We start from the raw sequence: 22,061 nt of genomic DNA on the forward strand, positions 1-22,061 counted from the left end.
CGCAATAATCCCGCGGCCGACCAGCATGAAACGTACCGCAAAGGTCATGTGGAAAAGGCTTATCCGGAGCGACGGCAGCTGCATCGCAGGCATGGGACGTGAGGACATGGTGACCGCTTCGTTGCTCATGAGCCGGGGATTTGAGGCGTGTCAGGTCAGATCACTGAGGTAGTGGAAGCAGCCGAACGACCCGCCGCGGCGGAGCCGGCGCCCTTCCCGATCAGCGGCACGAAAGAGCTTTTCTGCGGCGAGCCGCCGCATGCGTCGCGCGGCCAACAGACCGGCAACGTCACAGGCATCGGCGATCCGCTCAACGCGAGACGTCATTAGGTAAGACGCGACCCGGGCCAAACCGTTCAGCAATGCCCGGGCATCGGCTGCAAAAAGTTGCGGACCGCGAAAACTGAGAACCTGCATGGGATCATCCTCAACAATTTGAGCAACGCTCAAATTATCTATCGCAAAAATGAGCGACGCTCAAGAGAAATCGACATGCGAGGCGATGGGGTACACAAAGCTGTGGCGGTCATCGGCTGATTGCACCGCCGATCCAGCAACCGATTGAATCTATACGTTATTTCAATCGACCATCGGACGGATGATCATGATACCGATTTCCGCAGCCAGACCTTGTTGTCGTGAAAAGCAGCGCCACCGATCGGAGCGACCGTATCCGCCGCGGTCAGCGCGTTGATGCCGCGGCCGCCGATGTGAGCAGCATTCGGATGGATCGATTCAGCGATCAGCACGCCGCGCTGGACTCCCTCAAACAGCCGGGCGGTCAGTGATGTCTGCCCGCGCGCGTTGCCGAGCGTCACGGCCTCGCCATCCCCGATGCCAAGCGCGGCTGCATCGCTTGGATGGATCATCACCGAGGGCGCGCCTTCCCGCGCCTGGGACGAAGGCGTCTCGTTGAAAGAGGTGTTGAGGAAAGAGCGCGCAGGACTCGTCGCCAGCCGGAATGGATGCTGCTGGTCGGTCTCCTCGGTAACCGCCCAATGGTCCGGCAGTGACGGCATGCGCTCGGGATTGCCCATGACGCGGCCGAATGGCGGATGAACCCAATCGGCCTTGAAATGAAATTTGCCATCCTTGTGCGCGAAGCCATCGAGATAGTGCGAGGTGCGAAAGTCGGGCTGCAGGTCGCGCCAAATGTCGGCCTCCAACGCGGCGATGTCGCCATGACCACTTTTCTTCAAGGTCGCGTCGATCAGTTCGCGCGGCGTCATCTCGAAGCCAGGGTGAACCGCACCAAGCCGGCGCGACAGGCCTTGGAGCACCTCATGATTCGACCGGCACTCCCCGGGGGGATCAATCAGCTTCGGTCCGACGGAAATATGCTGATGACCGCCGCCGTAATAGAGGTCGTCATGCTCCATGAACATCGTGGCGGGCAGCACGATATCAGCCATCTGCGCCGTCTCGGTCATGAACTGCTCATGGACCGCGACAAACAGGTCCTCGCGCGCGAAGCCCTGACGGACAAGGTCCTGCTCAGGCGCGACCGTCATCGGATTGGTGTTCTGGATCAGCATCGCCTTGACCGGCGGGCCACCGCACAGCGCCTCGTGATCTCCGGTAAGGATGCGCCCGATCTGCGACTGATCGAGAAACCGCGTCGAGTGATCGATGGCGTCATGGCCCTCGATGATCGATTCGTCGAAGTGCCATAGCGACGCGTTGTTGAAGAAGGCCCCTCCTCCTTCGTATTGCCAGGACCCCGTCACGGCTGGAATGCACGATGCAGCGTGCATCTGCGTCGCACCGTTCCGGCTGCGCGTGAAGCCGTAACCGAGACGGAAGAAGGTCCGCTCGGTCTTACCGACCAGCTTTGCAAAGGCCTCGATTTCCGTCACCGGAACACCGCAAATTTGCGACGCCCATTCCGGTGTCCGCATCTTCAGATGCGCCTCGAGCTCGTCCGGGCAGTCCGTGTATTTCGCCATATAGGGGCGATCGGCGTAGCCATCGCGAAACAGTACGTGCATCACGCCGCAGGCAAACGCACCGTCAGTACCGGGGCGCAGGATGATCTTGATGTCGGCCTGCTTCATCGTCTCGTTATCGTAGATGTCGATCACCGCGATCTTCGCGCCGCGTTCCTTTCGGGCACGCGCGGCGTGGGTCATGACGTTGACCTGTGTGTTGACCGGATTCGTGCCCCAGATTACGACGAGATCCGAAAGCGCCATCTCACGCGGATCAACGCCCGCAATTTTTCCGGTTCCGATCGCGAAACCGATACGGGCAACATTGGCGCAGATCGTCGAATAGAAGCGCGAATACTTCTTCACATGCGTGAGCCGATTGAGGCCGTCGCGCATCACCAGCCCCATCGTACCTGCATAGTAGTACGGCCAGACCGACTGGGAGCCGAATTCGCGCTCAGTCTGCAGAAACCGCTCGGCGATCTCGTCGAGTGCCTCGTCCCACGCGACGCGGGCGAAACGGCCCGAGCCTTTGGACCCGACGCGACGCATCGGATGCATCAGGCGTTCGGGATGGTGAATGCGCTCGGCATAGCGCGCGACCTTCGCGCAGACCACCCCGGCCGTATAGGTCTGTCGCTTCGAGCCCCGCACACGCCCGATCGTGTTCTGATCGATCACCTCGACGTCGAGCGCACAGGCCGACGGACAATCGTGCGGACAGGTGGAGTGGCGGATATTGATAGGAGTCTGCTGGTTCATGACTCGATTGGTAACATCAAAGGAGGCGTCAGCCGAGCGCATTCGCGAGGCATTCGCACATACAATTCGCTGCGGACTTGTTTCATCGAGAGGAACCACCCTCTGAAGCCTCAGATCGATCGACGGGCATGCTCATGCCGCAACGGCCTCGAACGCACAACGTCTCGCCGGGGGTGACACCACACGTTTCAGATTGCAGCCACGAACCGCGTTCGGTGGACTGCGTTTTGCTCTTTCTCGCAGTCCTGCCTCTGTCACCCGCGACCGACGCGATCACGTGGCGGCGCAACACGATCTGACTTCGGGTAACTGGCATTTCCGGTTGCCAAGGCAAATTCGTATATTAGTATATCAGTCGAGGAAACGATGCCTAGCCGTGCTCCAAGAAAATTGGGCCCTGCGCCACGTCCCGTCGTCGCCCGCATCCGCCGCAATGGTCGGCCGCGCGGCGCGACGGCAGCGTCGCGAATCTATACGGATCTCAGGGCTGAGCTGGTGTCGTTGGTGCGTCGGCCGGGCGAGCCGATTTCGGAAGCGCAGATCGCAACAGCGTACGGGGTCAGCCGGACGCCGGTTCGTGAAGCCATTCTCAAGCTGTCGGATGAAGGGCTGGTCGAGATCTTCCCTCAGTCCGGCATTTTCGTATCGCGCATTCCAGTCGCAGCTCTGCCTGAAACGATCATCATCCGCAAGGCTCTCGAGGAAACCACAGCCCGGATGGCTGCTGAACGAGCGACATCCAGCCAGATCCTCAACTTGCACGCGACAATCGAACGTCAGCGCGACGCGTGCGCTGCGAAAGATCGCGAAGCCTTTCATCAGGCGGACGAGATGTTTCATGCAAGTATCGCTGAGGTTGCCGGTTATCCTGGGATATGGAAGCTGATCCTGCAAGTGAAGGTTCACGTCGACCGCTATCGTCGCCTCACCTTGCCGCAGATCGGTCGAATGTCGGAAGTGATCGCTGAACATGAACCGATCCTGGCAGGCATCGAGCGGCGCAACCCGGCCAGCGCGCGTTCCGCCATGGCAAGCCATCTGGAACGACTGCTCGACGATATCTCTGAAATTCAGACCCTCAATCCAGAGTATTTCGACCAACCAACCAAGGAATTGTAGCTACGGCACCCGACTACGGTTTGAGGATCACGCAAAAGTCCGTGGAAGGACGCCATGAAGAGACGCCATTTCCTTGATTGACTGCGGGCCTCGGACGAGCGGGAACTGTGAGCGAGAGGCGACGGAGAAGGCCAAGGCTGCTGGCAGCGAGATCATCGAGATCATCGGCAAGACGCCGTTCTTTCCTACGTTCATCGCGGCCGCCGGTTACAGGCCTAATCTGCACATGAACTGACCTACGTCGCCAAGCAGACGCCCCCGGTCGGCGGCTTGTGTCTGCTGCTGTTCACATCGAGCGTTTGCTCCTCGGCCCGCCGCCACACCCCCAATCGACACGCGGAAATCATCGCCGACCACTCGCGAGAGAGGGGAGGAGCTTAGGCCCAACGCAGTCCGAGCGCCCTACTCGTCGGTGCTTTCGCCGGACCCGGCCAGACCGCGTAGCGGCTCTGGGTTCAGAAGCACGATCGCACCGTGCTCGAGGCGAACCCAATCCCGTGCAGCCCATGCACGCAATTGCTTGTTGATGCTCTCGCGCGTCATGCCCACCATCTCGCTGATCTCCTGCTGGGTGATGGCGATGGTGCGGCTTGCGGCGTCCCCTTTCTGCTTTTCGGTCAAACCAAGCAGAGCGCTGGCCAGGCGCCGGGGAAGATCCTGCAGGATGACCTGCTCGACCTGATCACTGGTCCAGCGCAGCCGGTCGCAAAGCAGCTCGATGAATTTCATCGCAAGCACCGGCTGGCTCTTGACGAAGGGCAGGAAGTCGCGGCGATCGATGACGAGGATCTCGCAGTTCGTATTGGCCGTCGCGTCGGCGGTTCGTTCCCTGCCATCGAGCACGGCGACTTCACCGAAGATTTCGCCGGCGCTGATCAAGTTCAGGATGGCGTTGCGGCCGTCGGGCGACGAGACGCTGATTTTGACAGTCCCGCTGATCACGGCGTACAGGCTCGAGCCGGGATCTCCTTTCGAGAATATCGTTGCGCCACGTTTCAGCGTGGTCGGCTTTGCATAACGGCAGAGTTGATCGAGGGCATCGGACTCGAGTTCGCGAAAGATCGGATGCTGCCGCAGCACCGATAGCTTGCCGCCGCTGGACGGTCGGCTGTTCGCCTTTTTCTCCTCAGTCACACCGCATCTCCCAGGCGTCCATATCCCGCCGGCCAAGGGAGATGTCGAAGCCGGTGACCGGGCCCCATCACGTCAAGGGACCACGAACGCGCCTACAGCCACCAGCACAGACGATCCCTTGGCCTTGCGACCGCCCATCCTTCGATTTCCGCTCTCCTTCGGAATACGGCAGATCGGCGGTTTGTCCAGGAAAATGCAACGAAGATCAAATGGAGGGGGCAAAAGCCAGCGCACCCCGGGCGATCTCAGCCGACCCGAGGGTCAACAAGGCATCATTTAGCAATGGACAGCGACCTTGCCGACCTGCCCCCGCACGAACTGCGATCCGGTTGGCAACCGGTCTCGGAAAACCCGGCCGCCTCTGTTCGGGCGCCTCCCGGCTTCAGGTCCGGGACTTGGTCTGAGAATCGGCCCAGAGCAGGACCGCGGCAAACGCGACGAAAACCCCCACCACCGCAAAGCTGACCACCATGGCATCGAACGGCATGTCTCTCCCCCTCTTCGAGTTTGAGCCATTGTTCCGCAACGATCGTGCGGCCGTCCTTGATTCAGATCAATGCAAGCCGAAACGCGCGTCGACCCGTCGAGGGTCAGGCCGCCGCCAGCGCCTCGACACGCGCCGAATCCCGGAGCGATACGCCGCCGGGGAGGATGGCGATGATGCCATCCCGCTCGAGCTTCGTGAACGTGCGGCTGACCGTCTCGATGGTCAGGCCGAGGTAGTCGGCGATGTCCTGCCGGCTCATCGGGAGCGGCACTGTCTTGGCGGGCCCTCGAAGCTCGACCAGCCGATCTCTCCAACCGACGAGAAAGGTCGCAACCTTTTCCTCAGCAGATCTGCGACCGAGCAGAACCATGTGGTCCCGCGCGTGATTGAGCTCCTGCACGGCCAATTCGTTCATCCGGCGCAGGAGGTTCGGCTTGTCCTCGGCAAAACGAGAAAACGGCAGCTTGGCAAACTGACACACCGTGACCGGACCAACTGCGTCGGCCGAGAACCCATGCCGCTCCTCGGTCGTCATTCCCACGAAGTCGCCAGGCAGCACAAATCCGACGATCTGTCTGCGACCGTCGGGCAGGAGCTTGTAGAGCCTCATGACGCCGTCGAGCAGATTGTAGAAGCAGGATGACGTATCCTCTTGTGCGAAAACCGTCTCGCAGGAGGCGAAGCTGACGCGGCGGCTGAGTTGCTCGAACTCGCGCATCTCGAACTGGTCCAGCGATGCGCACACGCTGAAACCTCGCACTGCACAATCGGCGCAGCCCTGCCCATGGAAATCGACTGCAACCAGAGACGTCTTCATACAGGGCTCCGCTGGGCCAAGGGCGAGGATCGTAGCCGCATTGTAACGGATGCTCGAAGTTCCAGTTGATTCAAATCAATTGAGGGGAGGATCCGGGCCGTATCGTGGCGAAAATACCCCGTACCCCGGACGTGATGCATGCAGCGGTCTGCCTTCTGCACTCTTATTTTGTTTCTCTCGTTGACTGACCCGTCCTATGCCGGCTCGACGCCGGAACAGCGGGGCCGAGCCTACGCAAGGAACAACTGCGCGCGATGTCATGCCATCGGCAGAACCGGGGACAGCCCCTTCAAGCCGGCACCTCCGTTTCGAACGCTTCACCTGCATTATCCCATCGAAACGTTGGGTGAGGCGCTCGCTGAAGGAATCGTCACCGGCCATCCGGCAATGCCGCAATTCGAGCTTGCACCGGCTGAAATCAACGACCTGCTGTCGTATTTGAAGAGTCTCGAATAGCCGCTTTCCGGGGCAAGCGGCCCCCCGGCTAGAGGGCTTGGACGGTCCATATCAGGATGGACTTGGCGATGCGCCCGAAGGCTTGGTCGAAGGCCGTCACGGCATCGGCCGAATTGAGCTGGGCAATCGGTTGGCTTTCGTCAAAAAGCCGCGACGCAATGATCTTGCCAGTCTTGTCGACGAGACGCGCCGACAGACTGATCTCAGCCACCGCTGCCGTGTCGGCGTTGATCCGAAACCGGCGGACATCGATCAGCAACTGAACGTCTGGTTGCCCAAGATCGGACGTCCGCAGCGGAGCGTGGGCGACGTCGTAGTTCTCAAAGGAGTCGATCAGGCGCGCCTGCAGCAATTTCGGGATGCTGTCTGCCCATAGGAAATCGGCGAAGCCCGGATAGTCCTTGGCCGGCGAAAACAGCATGCGCTGGGTCTGTAGCATCGCGACCGACGTCGGTTCGGGAATGGCGAGTTGGCCCTTGATGGTCTTGCCGACCGGACCCAAGTCTCGCGGCGCGGCGAGATCATAGGTGACCTTCTGGGCCGGTGCGCCGCCGCCCGTCATCTTCTCGAGGCCGGAGACGATCCCATCCAGCTTGCCGGTATTCCGCGCCAGCCCCTCCGAAAACGTCTCGAGATTGGCGATCGTATCCTTCAGCGGCCCGGCATTCTCCGCCAGCACGGCGTCGACGCGTCGCAAGGCGTCGCGCGCCGCCTGAGTCATGCTCTGACCGGCCCCCGCCTCCGCCACCAGCGTCGACACGGCGCTCGCCGCAGCAGACGACGAGCCGCCCTCCAGCGCGATGACGGGGACTCCCGTCAGTCCCTGAAATTCCAGACCGACCTTGGTGTCGGTTCGCACCGGCGTGGTCGACGTGACCGAAATCGTTGCGTTGACCCGGCGCGGGTTGTCCGGCGCGAGGCCGAGATCCGTCACCTCGCCAACCCGGATTCCATTGAACAGGACGGCCGCGCCGACCAGCAACCCCGGCACTGATCCTTCGAACTGCACATGGTAGGTCGTTCGCGGCCCGAGACCTCCCGTGTTGTTGAGCCAGTACACGAAACCGAAGATCGCGACGATCGCTGCCAGCACGAAGCCGCCGATGACAGCGAAGGGAGCACGCGTTTCCATGTTCAACTCGCTTTCGGTTGCAGCATCTGGGATCGCTTGCCGTGGAAATAGGCCTTGACCCAGGGATGTTCTGATCGAAGCAGATCGCTCATCGGACCAATCGCGACGATCTTGCCGTCGGCTAAGGCCGCGACGCGATCGCAGACCGTATTCAGGCTGGCCAGATCATGCGTCACCATGAACACGGTCAGCCCCAGCGTCTGCTGAAGCGTCTTGATCAGAGCGTCGAAATCGCCGGCGGAGATCGGATCGAGGCCGGAGGTCGGCTCATCGAGAAACACAATCGCCGGGTCGAGCGCGAGAGCCCGCGCCAGTGCGGCACGCTTGGTCATGCCTCCGGAGAGTTCGGCTGGAAACTTGTCGCCGTCTTCCGCCCGAAGGCCGACCATTTCAAGTTTCGCGATCGCGATCTCGTCCATCAGGCCCGGCGACATTTGCAGATTTTCCCGCAGCGGAAATTGGACGTTCTGTTTGACGGTCAGGGACGAAAACAGAGCGCCCTGCTGGAACAGGATGCCCCAGCGCGCCGCCGCATCCTGGGTGGCACGGTCCGCTGCACCACCAAGCGGGACGCCCATGACCTCGATGGTCCCGCTGCGTCTTGGAATGAGCCCGATGATCGTCCGCATCAGGACCGATTTTCCGCCACCGGACGCCCCGACCAGCCCCAGAATCTCGCCGCGCCGGACCTGCAGGGACAGTTCGTTCAGAACGACCTGCCGGCCAAAACCGACGACGAGATCGGTGACGCGGATGGCGCAGGATCTTTCGGGATCATCCATCGCTTACATTCCAATGGATGCAAAGAACACGGCGAACAGCCCATCGAGCACGATCACCAGAAAGATCGACTTCACGACGGAGGTCGTCGTCTGCTGCCCCAATGATTCAGCGCTGCCCTTGACTCGAAGGCCCTCGCTGCAGGCGACGATGCCGATCACCAGTGCCATGAAAGGCGCCTTCAACATCCCCACCTCGAAATGCGTGATGGAGATTGCTTCGTGAAGTCGCGCGACGAAGATCGCCGGCCCCATGCCGCCGTAGAACTGGGCGACCAGCCCTCCGCCGTACAGCGCCGCCATGGACCCGATGAAAGCCAGAATGGGCAATGTCAGGACCAGTGCGACGATCCGTGGCAGGATCAGGACATCGACCGGATCAAGCCCCATCGTGACCAGGGCATCGATCTCCTCGCGCATCTTCATTGATCCGAGTTCCGCCGTGTAGGCGCTTCCCGATCGTCCTGCCACCATGATCGCAACGATCAGGACACCAAGCTCGCGCAGGACCAGAATTCCCACCATGTCGACGACGTAGGATTCAGCGCCGAAACGGCGGAAATGAAAGATCCCCTGCTGTGCAATGATCGCGCCGATCAGGAACGTGATCAGCACCACGATCGGAATGGCCTGCCATCCGATCCGGTACATCTGATAGACGAGTGAAGTCACGCGCAGCGACCGCGGCCGGCGCAGCGCTCGCACCAACGCAACCGACAGCGCCGCCAGCATGTCCAGGAACACGATGATGTCCTGGCCGGCCCCCACCGTCGAACGGCCGAGATCGGTGAGCTTGGCCACGATCGGGTTCTGCTGCGGCGCCGGCGCGATTGCGCGCCGATTGACCTGCCGCACCTCCTCGACGAGGCCGACATAGTTCTCGGCCACACCGGTCATCTCCACGCGCCGGCCGTCAGCGGCGACTCGACGGCTGAGCTTCTCGAGCAACCAGGCGCCAACCGTATCGATCTCGCTGACTGCTCCAAGGTCGAGCTTCACGGCCTTTGACTGACTGAGCTTGATGCCGGCAGAGCCGGTCAGACTCTCGAGTTCGGCCACATTGAGAGAGACCCAGGATCCACTGGGACGGAGCTCAAGCACCCCGTCCGTCGCCTCGGCGGTCAATCCTGGATGAGAACGCAATGGAATGTCTCCCCTGCCCGGCGTGCCCCAGGGCACCATCCGTTCCTAGATCCCGCCGATCCCAAGCGCTTGATATGAATCAATGCGATGAGCGCAGCCGATTGAGCGAAATCAAGCCTCTCGCTGCCGCCGATTCTACAATGAAATCGACAACGGGAAAATATACGGCGGCCGCCCCTGCAATGCTCAGGAACGAGTTGGAAACTCTGACGCACGAGCTCAGCCCGGGCCCGTCCGATCTTGGCAATGGCCACAGCGCTGGCAATCGGCCTGGCCGTCGGCCTCCTACTGCGGAGAAGTTGAGTGGATACGGAGAATGTCGCTAAACATTTACGCCTTCTCTGGCGTACCGACCGTGTCATCGCCGACATCAGGCTTCGGCACCTGCTCGTCGGGCTCGGCCTGCGCGCTTTTGCTGCACTGATTGCCGTCTTCGGCCTTCTGATGCTCGAGCTCGCGGCTTATCTCGCGCTGGTCCAGGTCACCTCCGCTGTCTTGGCCGCCGCAGCCCTCGGCGCTTGCAATTTCGTCATCGCGGCGATCCTGTTGATCATCGCGGCGCGCGAGCCGGACGGCCGCGAACTCGAGCTGGCCAACGAGATCCATTCCTCATCGATGGATGCGCTGCAGCTGGAAGCGCGATCCCTGCAATCCCGAATCTCGGGCGTGGTCAATCATCCACTCAACAGCCTCATTCCGCTTCTGATCGTTCCCTTGGCGACGATGATCATCAGGATGCTGCGCTCGCATGGCTCGTCCGAAAGCGAGACGACTAATCCGCCGCCGGGTGACGCTCCGGCGACTTGAACACGCTTCCACCGGAACGATGAGAGGGACAATCTCAGTCTAAAGCCTCAGCTTGACGTTGCAGAGGTCGCGCTCGCTCGGGTCGGTCTTGACTTCGAAGCCGAGATTCCTGCACATCTCCAGCATCACGATGTTGTCCTGTAGGACGTCGCCGGAGATCATCTTCAGGCCCTCCGCCTTGGCATATTCGATGATCAACTGCATCAGCGCCCAGCCGAGACCTCTTCCCTTGAGATCCGACCGCAACAGAATCGCGTACTCCCCGCTCTCATAGACAGAATCAGAGTGAATTCTGACGACGCCGACCAGTTCGTTGGTGGCTTCGTCGAGAGCGACGAAGGCCATCGCTCGCGCGTAGTCCAGCTGCGTCAGACGCGCGATGAAGTCGTGCGTGAACTCCTTCATCGGCGCAAAGAAACGCAGGCGGAGGTCTTCGGGAGTCACGTTCTTGAGAAGCCCATGAATGATGGGCTCGTCCTCGGGGCGGATCGGCCGCGCAAAGATGCGCCAGCCATCCTTGACCTGGAGGTGACGCTCCCACTGGCTCGGATAGGGTCGAACGGCAAAGTTCGACGGCCCGGAGCCCTTGAACTTGGGCGGGACCTTGCCGACTGCGACGCGCGCATCCACGGCCATGACGCCGCTCTCGTCGGCGAGCAACGGGTTGATGTCCAGTTCGCGGATCTCGGGAACGTCTGCTGCGAGCTGTGCAAGCTTGACCAGAACCAACGCGACTGCATCCGGCTTGACCGCCGGAACGTCGCGGTAGGCGCGCAACAAGCGCGAGACACGCGTTCGCTCGATGAGGTTGCGCGCCAGCTGGAGATCGAGCGGAGGCAAGCCCAGCGCCTTGTCATTAATGATCTCGACAGCGGTCCCGCCGCGGCCGAACACGATGACGGTCCCGAACGTCGGATCATCAGCCACGCCCATGATCAGTTCCCGCGCCTTGGCGCGCACGACCATGGCCTGCACGATCACTCCGGAAATCCGCGCGTCGGGGCGAACAGACTTGGCGCGGGTCATGATCTCGTTCGCCGCGTTGCGAACGGCCTCGGCCGTGGTCAGATTGAGGACGACACCGCCAACGTCGGATTTATGGACGATGTCCCTCGACAGGATCTTGAGCACGACGGTCGCGCCCTGGGCAAACAGCTGGTTCGCAAAAGCAACCGCCTCGTCGACCGAAGAGGCCGCAAAGGTCGGCACCATGGCGATATCGTAAGCCTCGAGCAAGCGGCTGATTTCGACGGGATCGAGCCAGGTTCGGCCGTCGGCGAGCGCTGTGTCGACGATTTGGCGCGCAGCCTCGACGTCGGGCGCAAAGGAGCTCGGCATCGCCGGCGGAACAGCTGCGAGCGCTTCGACCACCTCGCGATGGCGGACGAGATGCATGAAGCCACGAACGGCATCATCCTCGGTCGGGTAGTTGGGAATTCCTGCGCCACTCAAGGTCTCGATGACTTGCTGCTCCGCACCGACCCATGTCGCCAGCACCGGCTTGGCCCAGCGCCGGTGCTGCTTGCGGTAGGCGCTGACGAACTGAGTGACAACCGTCGCAATGTCGTTTGCGGATGCAATCGCCGTCTGAACGTTCAGCACGAGAATCGCGTCGTTGGCCTGGTCGGCCAGCAGGGCCTCGAGCGAAGCCGTATATCGTGCCGCATCTGCATCGCCGACGATGTCGACAGGGTTCGATCCGGACCAGGTTTGCGGAAGCACGGCGTCGAGCTTGTCATGAACCGCCGGTGACAGCGCTGCTGGAATTCCTCCGAGTTCGACCAGGCGATCGACGGCGAGCACCCCGATCCCGCCGCCATTGGTCAGGATGGCCAGCCTCTTGCCCGTCGGCGACTCCACTCGCCCAAGTGTTTCGGCGCAATCGAACAGTTCACGCAGATCCGAAACCCGCAGAACGCCCGCGCGGCGAAACGCTGCTTCATAGACGGCATCTGCTCCCGCCAGCGCTCCTGTATGCGTTGCCGCCGCCTTCGCTCCGACCGCCCCGCGGCCCGATTTGACGACGACGACCGGCTTGACCCGGGCTGCGGCTCGCGCCGCCGACATGAACTTTCGCGCATCCTTGACGGCTTCGATATAAAGCAGGATCGCGCGGGTCCCCCCATCCAGCGCGAAATGATCCAAGAGGTCCGCGAGATCGAGCTCCAGTTGATCGCCGATCGAGACGATGCCGGAGAAACCGACGCCGCGCTGTGCTGCCCAATCCACCATGCCTGCAGCAATGGCGCCGGACTGCGAAATCAGCGCCAGGCTTCCCGCGACCGGCATGTGCGCCGAGAAGCTCGCATTGAGCTTGATGGCCGGCATCATGATGCCCAGACAATTCGGTCCGATCAGACGCATGCCGTACTTCTGCGCGGCCTTCTCGACCTGATCGGCCAATGATCCCGCGCCATGTCCAAGGCCCGCCGTGATGATGAGTGCGCCGGCGGCACCGAGGGCGCCGGCCTGATCGATCAGACCGGGAATCGAAGGAGGTGGCGTCGTGATCACCACCAGTTCCGGCGCGAACGGCAGCTCTGCGAGACGGCCCACCGACGCAACGCCGGATATCTCCTTATAGCGTGAGTTGACCAGACCAAGCTCGCCCTCGAACCCCGCCTTGACGACGTTGTCGAGAATGGCTCTTCCCACCGAATTCGGCCGCGGACTCCCGCCGACCAGGGCGATGGAGCGAGGCAGGAGCAGGTTCCGCAATCGGTAGGTCGACATGTCGATATCCAGCATCAGCTCGCGAAAGGCAGCCGCGCCCGCGCAGGCATCTTAGTTTCAATCCGCGGCAGCTCCAACGTGACTTATCATCCCAGCACAGGACGAATATGACGCGGCTCCGCTCTCGCAGACCCGCCTCGTTCCGCTCAACGGCTTTTGATATGCTCTCCGGCTCGCAGGGGGCCTTGACGAACATCAAACGGTCCTGGCCGGAATGAACTTATGTCTTCGAGCACAGCGCTGCCCAGGAGCTCTCGATGCACGCGATGGTGTTGCAAGGACCAGGAGCACTGCTCCAGTTCGAGACGCTCGCCGATCCCGAGCCCGGTCCTGGCGAGATCCGCGTCAGGGTTAGCGCATGCGGTGTTTGCCGGACCGATCTGCATCTCTACGATGGAGAATTGCCCGGCATTCCCTATCCGATCATTCCTGGTCATGAGATCGTCGGCCATGTCGACCGCATCGGTGCCGGTGTGACCACGCATCGAATAGGCGCGCGAGTCGGCATTCCCTGGCTGGGTCATACTTGCGGCCATTGCCCATTCTGCACGAAGGGAATGGAAAATCTCTGTGATGAGCCCGTCTTCACCGGCTACACGCGTCATGGCGGCTATGCGAGCCACGCCGTCGCTGACGCAAACTATGCATTTCCGCTCGACGGCCTGAATGATGATGTCGCCACCGCGCCGCTGCTGTGCGCCGGCCTGATCGGCTGGCGCTCTCTGGTCATGGCCGGCGACGCCCAGCGGCTTGGAATTTACGGCTTCGGAGCAGCGGGTCATATCATTGCACAAGTCGCTCGCTGGCAGGGACGCCAGATCTACGCGTTCACCCGCGAACATGATCGAACGGCACAAGATCTGGCCCTTCAACTCGGCGCGACATGGACCGGAGCCTCGGACCAGCGTCCCGATGTTGGCCTGGATGCGGCCATCATCTACGCCCCCGCCGGCGAACTCGTTCCGGCTGCTCTCCAGGCGGTTCGAAAGGGCGGCCGGGTCGTCTGCGCGGGCATCCATATGAGCGACATTCCGAGCTTCCCCTATTCGCTGCTTTGGGGGGAACGCCACGTGATGTCCGTCGCGAACCTGACGCGACAGGATGGCCTCGACTTCCTGCATGCTGCTCGGCAGGCTCAGATCCGGACTCATACAACACCCTATCCGCTGTCCGAGGCGAACGCCGTTCTTGCCCGATTGAGGCAAGGCGACATTCTCGGCGCAGCCGTCCTTGTCCCGGACGCCTGAAACTCGAACACCGGGAGTCGCGACTTATGACGTCAACCTCCGACCAGGATCTCGTCTTCGCGTTCCTGGGCGACACCGAGCGTCATCCCGGCGTCCGCCGGATCGACACGCATGCGGCTTCCGTCTTCCTGTTCGGCGATCGCGCGCTGAAGATCAAGCGGGCGATCCGGCTCCCGTTCCTCGACTATTCGACGCTCGCGCTCCGAAAGGCAGCGTGCGCGAAGGAACTGGAGATCAACCGGCAGTTTGCCCCGAACATCTACCTCCGTGTCGTCGCCGTCACGAAGGCAGCAAACGGTTCATTCGAGATCGGCGGCTCGGGCAGTCCGGTCGAATACGCCGTTGAGATGCACCGCTTCGATGACAGCCAGACGGTCGATCATCTCGCAGGCAAGGGGCAGATGAGCGCCGGTTTGGCTGAACGTCTGGCCGAGACGATCGCAGCATCGCATCGGGTCGCCACCGAGATCTCAATCAGCGGTTGGATCGACTCCATCCCCCGTTGGATCGACGCGTTCGTTGCCAGCTTCAGAGCTGGCCGGCGATTTGCGGACACCGAGATCGAGGAACTCAGCGTTCTCTGCCAGTCCGCCTTCACGCGCCTGAGGCCGCTGCTCGAACGGCGCGCTGCCGAAGGCCACGTCCGACGCTGTCATGGCGACCTCCATTTGGCCAACGTCGTCGTGATCGACGACGAGCCGGTGCTGTTCGATGCCATCGAATTCGACGACCGCATCGCCACGATCGACGTTCTCTACGATCTCGCATTTCCATTGATGGATCTGCTGCATTTTTCGCTGCCGGCCGCAGCCAATCGGCTGCTGAACCGCTACCTTTCGATCGCCGCGCCTGAGCAGACCGAGGGCCTCGCCGCGCTACACCTGTTCATGACCATGCGGGCAGCCATCCGCGCTCAGGTGTTTCTTGCAAAGCTCGATCGCGAGCATTCTGACCACTCGGATATCGACGCCCAGATGACATTCGATATCGCGAAGAGCTATTTCCAATTGGCACGCCAGCTCATTCAGCCGGTCGCCCCGATGATGATTGCGGTCGGCGGCCTGTCAGGAACCGGAAAATCCGCCTTGGCGCGCGCGCTCGCTCCGGTCTTGGCCCCTCGACCCGGCGCGATCGTTCTGCGCAGCGACGTGCTCCGCAAGCAGCTGTCTGGCGTCGCGCAGACGGATCGGTTGCCAACGGGCGCCTATACGCCTGAATCAAGCGCAAGCGTGTATCAGGAATTGGGGAAGCTCGCTGCTCGTGCGCTGGCTCAAGGCTTTACGGTCATCGTCGATGCCGTTTTTGCACGTCAGACCGAGCGGAAAGACATCCGCGGGTTGGCGCAGCAGTTGAAGGTGCCTTTCGCCGGGCTCTTCCTCGTCGCAGACCTGCGCATCCGGCAGGAGCGGATTCAACATCGGGTCAACGATGCGTCCGATGCAACGGCGGTCGTTGCCGAGGAGCAGGAGCGCTATGACATCGGCGCGCTGGATTGGCTGCAGGTGGATGCCTCAGGAACGCCGGAAGCGACACTGGATCGCGCCCTGTCATTGCTGAAGATCAGCGCCCGAGCCTGACAGCATCGCGGCGCCCCCCGGTCAGGTGTGGACGTAGTCGCCCGGCGCGCTCCCAAGTTCAGTTGAGCTGTCCGTCCCGAGCGGCGGCGGCGCACCCGGGGCTGCCGACTGTTGCGCGAGCCAGACGATCCAGGTCGGCCACCACGATCCCTCGATCCGGGGGGACGTACTCAGCCACTCGTCCGGGCCGAGATAGGGCGCATCGGCCGCCTTGCTGCGCACCTGGTGCGAATGTCCCGGTTGACCCGGCGGCGCCACGATGCCGGCATTGTGCCCGCCGCTGGCCAGCGCAAAAGTCACGTCGGCATCGACCTCGTAGTGGATCTTGTACGTGGATTTCCACGGCGCAACGTGATCGCGCAAGGTTCCGACGACGAACATCGGGGTGTGAATGTCCGAGAGCGACACCGGCTTTCCGTCGACCTGGTACCTTCCTTCGGCAAGATCGTTGTTCAGAAACAACTTGCGCAGATATTCGGAGTGCATCCGATACGGCAGCCGCGTCGCATCTGCATTCCAGGCCATCAGATCACTCGGATTGGCCCGTTCACCGAGAAGATAATCGCGCGAGACATGCGACCAGATCAGATCGTTGGACCGAAGCAGTTGAAATGCGCCGGACATCTGCGTCGTGTCGAGATAGCCACGCTCCCACATCACATCTTCCAGGAAGGCAACCTGGCTTTCGTTGATGAAGAGCGTCAGCTCGCCAGCCTCGGTGAAATCGGTCTGGGCTGCAAACAGCGTAATCGTCTTGAGGCGGCTATCGCCGTCCCGCGCCATGGCGGCTGCGGTGATCGAGAGCAGCGTTCCTCCAAGACAATAGCCCACGGCATGGACTTGCGTGTCCGGAACGATCCTGCCGATCATGCCCAATGCGGCCATGACGCCGAGCGACCGGTAGTCGTCGAAAGCGAGATCACGGTCCTTTGCTCCTGGATTTCGCCAGGAGATCATGAACACGGTAAAGCCCTGGTCTGTGAGATACCTCACCAGGGAGTTGTGCGGCGACAGATCCAGGATGTAATATTTCATGATCCAGGCCGGCACGATCAGAATCGGTTCGGGCCGTACCTTCTCGGTCGTCGGAGCGTATTGGATCAGCTCGATCAACTGGTTACGAAGGACGATCTTGCCTGGCGCGGTCGCGACCGTCTTGCCGACCACGAACTCGGCGCTGCTCGATGCCTTTCCGGGTTGCAGCACCTGCTTGAGATCGGCAAGCCAGTTCTGCCAGCCGAAGACGAGGTTTTCGCCACCGCTCCGGATTGTCTTGTCCAGAACCTCGGGGTTGGTCGCTGCGAAGTTCGATGGCGCGAACACATCAAGCAGCTGACGCAGCGAGAAATCGACGACGGCTTCATTGGCGGGGTCGACGCCCCGAATGCCGGTCGTTGCTTTGTGCCACCAGTCCTCCCCGAGCAGGAACGCCTGCGCGAACAGGTTGAACGGCTGCGTCGCCCATTGCGGCTTGGAGAAGCGATGATCGTTGGCCTGCGGCTTGATGAGATCCCAGGGACTGCGGTTCGGATCGGCAAAATGCAATGACCGCTCGGCGAGCTGCCTCGCGCAACGCCAGGCATCGTGCGCAATTTCGATCTGGCGCTGCGGCGCTGCGACAAGATGACAGGCCCAGTCCAGATAGGCCATCGACAGGGCGGCCGGCGAGATCCCACCGGTCAAGCGCGCCAGGACAGCGCTAAAGGCCCTGTCCAGCTCATGGCCTTCACGCCGAAACTCCCTGGAGCCCGTTTCGGCTTCTTGAGAAAGCGACGTGCCGCCAGATACAGCAAGCTGGCCCGCCGTCACCTGCGGCGAGGTCCCTTCGAGGTTGACGGCACCGATCTGATCGCTGGATATCTTTCCTTCGCGTTTCCGCTGGTCCGGACGCGACATTCCCGCACTTTTCAGCTTTGCCACCGCTGCCCCGCGAGATTCACGCTGGCATCGATGAGACGCTGCCCATGCTTGAACAGCCGGTCGCAATCCCGCCGGACAAAGTCGAGCTGATGCTGTCCGCATTCCTGGACCATCGCTTGAATTCCCTTGACGGAATGCACACCCGCCAGTTTCGCAACGAACTCGGCCAGCAGATGCGTTTCCGTCCGTGCGCGGTCCAGCGCCTCGTTGCCGGCGAAGATGATCTCTTCCAAGATGATCTGCTGTGATCCGATGAGCAGCTCGAGCGCGTGCTTGTTGGAGAGCGCCACACGTTCGGATAGCTTGGCGGTTTCTTCGGCCACGGCATTCGCTTCGGAGAGCTCAGGCATATGCAACCTCCCCTTTCGCTGGATGGAGATGTCCCTTTAGCTCGATGTCCACGTCGAGACCTTGAGCTGCATCAATGACGGCGCAACCGGCTCTTTGACCTGGGTCAATTCACGCCTTGCCCGGCGGCCTACCCTTCGTCAGCTTTTGACATCGGAGTTCGCCATGCGCGCCCATCAGATCATGACCCGTCCCGTCATCACCGTCACCCCGGACACCTCGATTGTGGATGCGGCCAACATCATGCTCCAACGCCATGTCAGCGGCCTGCCGGTGGTCGATACCGCCGGTAAGCTGGTGGGCGTCGTCTCCGAAGGAGACTTCATTCGCCGAACGGAGATCGGCACCGGACGCAAACGCGGCCGCTGGCTGCGCTTCATTCTTGGACCGGGGAAATCGGCCGCCGACTTCGTCCACGAACATGGACGCAAGGTTTCCGAGGTCATGACCAAGACGCCGCTGACGATCACGGAAGACGCCGCGCTCGCAGAAATCGTCGAGCTGATGGAAAAGAACCATGTGAAGCGGTTGCCGGTGGTCAAGGGCGACCAGGTGGTCGGCATCGTGTCGCGCGCGAATCTGCTGCAGGCGGTCGCCACGCTCGGACGGCAGGTGCCGGATCCGACGGCCGATGACGATCACATCCGCAACCGCGTCATCGATACCATCGAGAAGAACGATTGGTGCCCGTTCGGGCTGTCGGTCATCGTCAAGGACGGCATCGTTCATTTGAGCGGTGTCATCACTGAGGAGCGTTCGCGTCAGGCGACGGTTGTCGCCGCCGAAACCGTCTCTGGTGTGAAGAAGGTGCACGATCATCTGTGCTGGGTCGATACGATGTCGGGCATGTACCTGAACTCGCCGGAAGACGAGGACATGGCCAAGGCCAGTTGAGGCGCGCAATCTCTCTGGCCTGGGGAATCGCGAGATCCAGCACCATGCCACGCTTGTTGCGGTCGAGACTGAGAAAGGCTACGCTTTCGCCGCCGAGTTCGGCATGCTTGTAAGCGCGGGTATCGTCGCCCCTGACCGGCTGCTCGATCTTGATGAACTCAGCACATGATTTGCTCAATCGCGCGCGCAACGGCAGCCCGCAGGCCAATGCCGCGGGTGGCCCTGCCTGGGCTGCAACGAAACCGGGCACACGCGCAAGGCTGATTGGCCACTCACGGGCGGATTATCTTGCGCCAGTAGAGCGAGTTCGCCCACGCCCATGGCCGTCCGGGTTGGAACAACACATATCCGCAGCGGATGAAGTTGTTCGCGGAGACGACATTGTCCGTCGTATCGGAAACGATGCAATACAGTCCGGAACGCCGCGCACACTGCTCGATCGCGCGCATCATGCGCCGCTGAAGTCCGTGCCCACAGCGCTCCCGCAGAAAACGCCGACCCTCGACAGATAGCCTATTCCGCTGCCCAAGGCGGATGGAATCAGACCGGCAAAGGCGATGGGTTGTCCCAGTTCGCTCGTGATCCACCAATGGCCGGCTTCGAAATCGGGCAGAGGTGCACGATCGAGAAAAATCTGCGCGTGGAGATCCTTCAAGGTCTCGAGGGTGTCGGGCTCGCACGCATCGACCTCACCGACGCGGAAGCGGCCCACCCGCTGCTGGATCCGGCTGGACACGACATCACTTTCCGAGCACGACTTTGATACCGAGCCAGATCGCGCCGACGAGACCGGTGGCGATGACGGTGATGACGGCCTTGAACGTGTAGCTCTGGGCCTGCTCCACGCTCTTGCGCCAGCGCCGCAGGTGCTGAAAGTCCGCGCGGAGCTCAGTGATCGTTTTCGACATGGTCGCTTCCGGATTGATGACGAGTGGATTCGCGTAGTGCCGTCACGACCGCAGATCGGTTGCGGCGATCACGACGAGACCCAGCAGGGCCAGCGAGATCAGATAGGCGGTCATCGGCTTCTCCTGATCGAATGAAAAAAAGTCGCGGCGGATCGCGGCCAACGCGATCGCTTCGGGCGCGAACCCTATCCCCCGTTCGAGGAACCGCAGCGGACGCAGCGACGATCGCTGCGGCCGCGAGCCGCCCCGTTCGCGCGGGGCCGGCCAATATCCAGACAAAGGTGAGTGCGAGGACGCGCTTTCGCACATGCCCGCGATCGACGGCCTCGCGTGGTTCGAGAGCGATGGCGACCATTCGGCGCCGACATCAGCACAAAGCCCGCAGGCGATGCGCCTGCCGATTCCCGTAATTTCGGAAAATTCGATGATGACACTATGCCGGTGATTTGCCCGACGTGTCAAATTTGATCGAAATGCGTCCGTCAGACTTTCCGATTCCGATAACCGCCCGGCGAAATCCCCTTCGGCCAAACAAAAAGCCCGCTGCCGAATTCTCGGCGCGGGCTCTATGATTTTTTCGACGATGACAAAATGCGCCTGATTTGCCCGACGTGTCAAGCGCGAACCTCGGGCGTGACCTCGGGTGATCGTCAGCGTGTCGCTGATAGCCCGTCGGGCTGAGCCGTCGAGGGAGATTTTCCGATGTACGTCGTTGCTGTCGTCATGGCCGTTTCATCGGCACTGTTCTATGTCGCCGGCCAGCATCAGCTCGGATCGGTCGGCGCCGATGTCTGCCAATATGGCAGCCTGTTCTGCGACAAGCCACACTACATGATGACGGGTGCGGTGCTCGCCGGCCTCTGGGGCAAGTTCGTCAGCATGCGCTAGCCGGCGGATCAGTTCTTGATCGCATAGAGCGGCGTTCTCACCGTCAGCTGATAGGTCGGCTTGGGCGCCCAGGCGATCTGGGCCGTGACGCCGAACAGGCGGTTGTCGTCATCGTCCATCCGGTCGAGATCCAGCCTGAGCAGCGGCTGCGTGTAGGATGCGATCGGAGTCACGGCAAGCAGCTGCGCGCCGCGGAACGACTGGAGGCCGATGCGCGCGGAGACCTTCCAGTTGTTCTCCCACTGATAGAAGCCGCCGACATAGCCGGCCATCGTACTGCCGACATGCGCGAGCGCGGAGTCCACGTCGACGTGTGTGTACTGGACACCCGCGAGCCAGCCCCGCATCTCCTCGGCGTCGAGTGCGTATTTGGTCTCGACGACGGTATTGAACGAGGTCGTCGCCAATGGCGCGTCCGGCACCGCGCGGGTCAGCGTCGACTGCAGCGTCAATGTCGGGATCGCGCCACCGTTCTGCTGATAGACGTCGGCCTGGAAGCCCAGGAACCAGCTCGTCACCGCCACGTCGGACCACCCGGTCAGGCCGTTGGAGGACGTGCTCCCGGTGAAGCCGCCATAGAGCGAGAGAGCATCGCCGAGATCGACCGTCAGCGGAACGTCGACGCCGACGCCCTGGTTGGTCGGCGCCGACAATTGCGGCCGTCCCGGCAAAGCCGGTCGGTCGAGCAGCCGTCGCAAGGTGGCGATCTGCGACAGGGTCGCGAACAGCGAGGAGTCACCGAGCCCCGTCGACAACGCACCACCGGGCACATAGGCGTAGTTCGTGCGAAAGTCGATATAGACGTTGGCGAGGCCCGCCGGCGGCGGCGCCTCCTCGCCGTCCTTTGCGAACGCGCTGCTGCTCACGACCAGCGCCACGCACACGAGCAGCGCGCGTCCCCACCGCGTCGCCCTGCCCCCGCCCGGCGACCATTGCTCAAGCGCCATTTCCCCGTCCCCCAGAGCCTGAAACTACTCCGGCG

General features: G+C 61.9%; 20 protein-coding genes and 2 pseudogenes. 7 read left to right on the top strand and 15 right to left on the bottom strand.

The features are described from left to right. Window positions 1–150 precede the first annotated feature (150 nt). Together ACQR1B_RS16305 and ACQR1B_RS16310 are read right to left on the bottom strand one after the other, a co-directional pair. The gene (locus ACQR1B_RS16305; RefSeq protein WP_434832534.1) at window positions 151–417 is read right to left on the bottom strand and encodes a hypothetical protein; all 267 of its coding nucleotides are present in this window, start codon (window positions 415–417) and stop codon (window positions 151–153) included. Between the two features lie 185 nt (window positions 418–602). After that, entirely contained in the window at window positions 603–2,690 is a 2,088-nt protein-coding gene (locus ACQR1B_RS16310) for a molybdopterin oxidoreductase family protein (RefSeq protein WP_434832535.1), read from the bottom strand. A gap of 423 nt (window positions 2,691–3,113) precedes the next feature. Here ACQR1B_RS16310 and ACQR1B_RS16315 point away from each other — a divergent pair, with 423 nt between their 5' ends. Next, window positions 3,114–3,809, top strand: coding sequence for a GntR family transcriptional regulator (locus ACQR1B_RS16315; RefSeq protein WP_434832631.1), 696 nt, complete (start codon window positions 3,114–3,116; stop codon window positions 3,807–3,809). Between the two features lie 402 nt (window positions 3,810–4,211). On the opposite strand, the gene ACQR1B_RS16320 is transcribed toward ACQR1B_RS16315, so the two are convergent. Beyond that, window positions 4,212–4,943 carry a Crp/Fnr family transcriptional regulator gene (locus ACQR1B_RS16320; RefSeq protein ID WP_434832536.1) on the bottom strand — a complete coding sequence of 244 codons (732 nt, stop codon included), beginning with the start codon at window positions 4,941–4,943 and terminating at the stop codon, window positions 4,212–4,214. A gap of 590 nt (window positions 4,944–5,533) precedes the next feature. Further along, window positions 5,534–6,247 (bottom strand): helix-turn-helix domain-containing protein, encoded by a 714-nt coding sequence (locus ACQR1B_RS16325; protein ID WP_434832537.1) that lies wholly within the window; start codon window positions 6,245–6,247, stop codon window positions 5,534–5,536. Between the two features lie 138 nt (window positions 6,248–6,385). Here ACQR1B_RS16325 and ACQR1B_RS16330 point away from each other — a divergent pair, with 138 nt between their 5' ends. After that, entirely contained in the window at window positions 6,386–6,703 is a 318-nt protein-coding gene (locus ACQR1B_RS16330; RefSeq protein WP_434832538.1) for a c-type cytochrome, read from the top strand. A 28-nt stretch (window positions 6,704–6,731) separates the two neighbouring features. Here ACQR1B_RS16330 and ACQR1B_RS16335 read toward each other — a convergent pair whose 3' ends face one another. Genes ACQR1B_RS16335 through ACQR1B_RS16345 form a run of 3 tightly spaced genes read right to left on the bottom strand, consistent with a single transcriptional unit; the run spans window position 6,732 to window position 9,757 of the window. After that, a complete protein-coding gene (locus ACQR1B_RS16335) occupies window positions 6,732–7,835 on the bottom strand; it encodes an ABC-type transport auxiliary lipoprotein family protein (protein ID WP_434832539.1) in 1,104 nt (367 codons plus the stop codon). Between the two features lie 2 nt (window positions 7,836–7,837). After that, a complete protein-coding gene (locus tag ACQR1B_RS16340) occupies window positions 7,838–8,617 on the bottom strand; it encodes an ABC transporter ATP-binding protein (RefSeq protein ID WP_434832540.1) in 780 nt (259 codons plus the stop codon). 3 nt (window positions 8,618–8,620) lie between these two features. Then, complete coding sequence (locus ACQR1B_RS16345) at window positions 8,621–9,757, bottom strand: MlaE family lipid ABC transporter permease subunit (protein ID WP_434832632.1); 1,137 nt, start codon at window positions 9,755–9,757, stop codon at window positions 8,621–8,623. 303 nt (window positions 9,758–10,060) lie between these two features. Between ACQR1B_RS16345 and ACQR1B_RS16350 the strand changes: the two genes are divergently transcribed. Next, complete coding sequence (locus ACQR1B_RS16350) at window positions 10,061–10,564, top strand: phage holin family protein (RefSeq protein WP_434832541.1); 504 nt, start codon at window positions 10,061–10,063, stop codon at window positions 10,562–10,564. Between the two features lie 39 nt (window positions 10,565–10,603). Here the strand turns inward: ACQR1B_RS16350 and ACQR1B_RS16355 are convergent, their stop codons facing one another. After that, the gene (locus ACQR1B_RS16355; protein WP_434832542.1) at window positions 10,604–13,297 is read right to left on the bottom strand and encodes a bifunctional acetate--CoA ligase family protein/GNAT family N-acetyltransferase; all 2,694 of its coding nucleotides are present in this window, start codon (window positions 13,295–13,297) and stop codon (window positions 10,604–10,606) included. 257 nt (window positions 13,298–13,554) lie between these two features. Between ACQR1B_RS16355 and ACQR1B_RS16360 the strand changes: the two genes are divergently transcribed. Both ACQR1B_RS16360 and ACQR1B_RS16365 read left to right on the top strand, forming a co-directional pair. Next, a complete protein-coding gene (locus tag ACQR1B_RS16360) occupies window positions 13,555–14,544 on the top strand; it encodes a zinc-dependent alcohol dehydrogenase family protein (protein WP_434832543.1) in 990 nt (329 codons plus the stop codon). A 26-nt stretch (window positions 14,545–14,570) separates the two neighbouring features. Continuing rightward, window positions 14,571–16,121 carry an AAA family ATPase gene (locus ACQR1B_RS16365; RefSeq protein ID WP_434832544.1) on the top strand — a complete coding sequence of 517 codons (1,551 nt, stop codon included), beginning with the start codon at window positions 14,571–14,573 and terminating at the stop codon, window positions 16,119–16,121. A gap of 21 nt (window positions 16,122–16,142) precedes the next feature. On the opposite strand, the gene ACQR1B_RS16370 is transcribed toward ACQR1B_RS16365, so the two are convergent. Both ACQR1B_RS16370 and ACQR1B_RS16375 read right to left on the bottom strand, forming a co-directional pair. After that, complete coding sequence (locus ACQR1B_RS16370) at window positions 16,143–18,017, bottom strand: PHA/PHB synthase family protein (protein ID WP_434832545.1); 1,875 nt, start codon at window positions 18,015–18,017, stop codon at window positions 16,143–16,145. An 11-nt stretch (window positions 18,018–18,028) separates the two neighbouring features. Then, entirely contained in the window at window positions 18,029–18,391 is a 363-nt protein-coding gene (locus ACQR1B_RS16375; protein ID WP_434832546.1) for a hypothetical protein, read from the bottom strand. Between the two features lie 163 nt (window positions 18,392–18,554). Between ACQR1B_RS16375 and ACQR1B_RS16380 the strand changes: the two genes are divergently transcribed. Further along, a complete protein-coding gene (locus ACQR1B_RS16380; RefSeq protein WP_434832633.1) occupies window positions 18,555–19,283 on the top strand; it encodes a CBS domain-containing protein in 729 nt (242 codons plus the stop codon). Between the two features lies 1 nt (window position 19,284). Here ACQR1B_RS16380 and ACQR1B_RS16385 read toward each other — a convergent pair. From ACQR1B_RS16385 to ACQR1B_RS16400, 4 genes and pseudogenes are all read right to left on the bottom strand, one after another. After that, window positions 19,285–19,548, bottom strand: a pseudogene (locus ACQR1B_RS16385) (CoA transferase); the annotation flags it as partial. A gap of 7 nt (window positions 19,549–19,555) precedes the next feature. Continuing rightward, window positions 19,556–20,019: pseudogene (locus ACQR1B_RS16390) on the bottom strand (GNAT family N-acetyltransferase). 4 nt (window positions 20,020–20,023) lie between these two features. Then, window positions 20,024–20,191: a hypothetical protein gene (locus tag ACQR1B_RS16395; protein WP_434832639.1), complete on the bottom strand. Its 168-nt coding sequence runs from the start codon at window positions 20,189–20,191 to the stop codon at window positions 20,024–20,026. 42 nt (window positions 20,192–20,233) lie between these two features. After that, entirely contained in the window at window positions 20,234–20,809 is a 576-nt protein-coding gene (locus ACQR1B_RS16400) for a hypothetical protein (protein WP_434832547.1), read from the bottom strand. A gap of 84 nt (window positions 20,810–20,893) precedes the next feature. Between ACQR1B_RS16400 and ACQR1B_RS16405 the strand changes: the two genes are divergently transcribed. Beyond that, window positions 20,894–21,079, top strand: a complete 186-nt coding sequence (locus tag ACQR1B_RS16405) for a hypothetical protein (protein ID WP_434832548.1) — start codon at window positions 20,894–20,896, stop codon at window positions 21,077–21,079. A gap of 8 nt (window positions 21,080–21,087) precedes the next feature. Here ACQR1B_RS16405 and ACQR1B_RS16410 read toward each other — a convergent pair whose 3' ends face one another. Continuing rightward, window positions 21,088–22,026 (bottom strand): hypothetical protein, encoded by a 939-nt coding sequence (locus ACQR1B_RS16410; protein WP_434832549.1) that lies wholly within the window; start codon window positions 22,024–22,026, stop codon window positions 21,088–21,090. Window positions 22,027–22,061: the final 35 nt, after the last annotated feature.

The organism is Bradyrhizobium oligotrophicum (assembly GCF_051168495.1).
Taxonomy (GTDB): domain Bacteria; phylum Pseudomonadota; class Alphaproteobacteria; order Rhizobiales; family Xanthobacteraceae; genus Bradyrhizobium; species Bradyrhizobium oligotrophicum_A.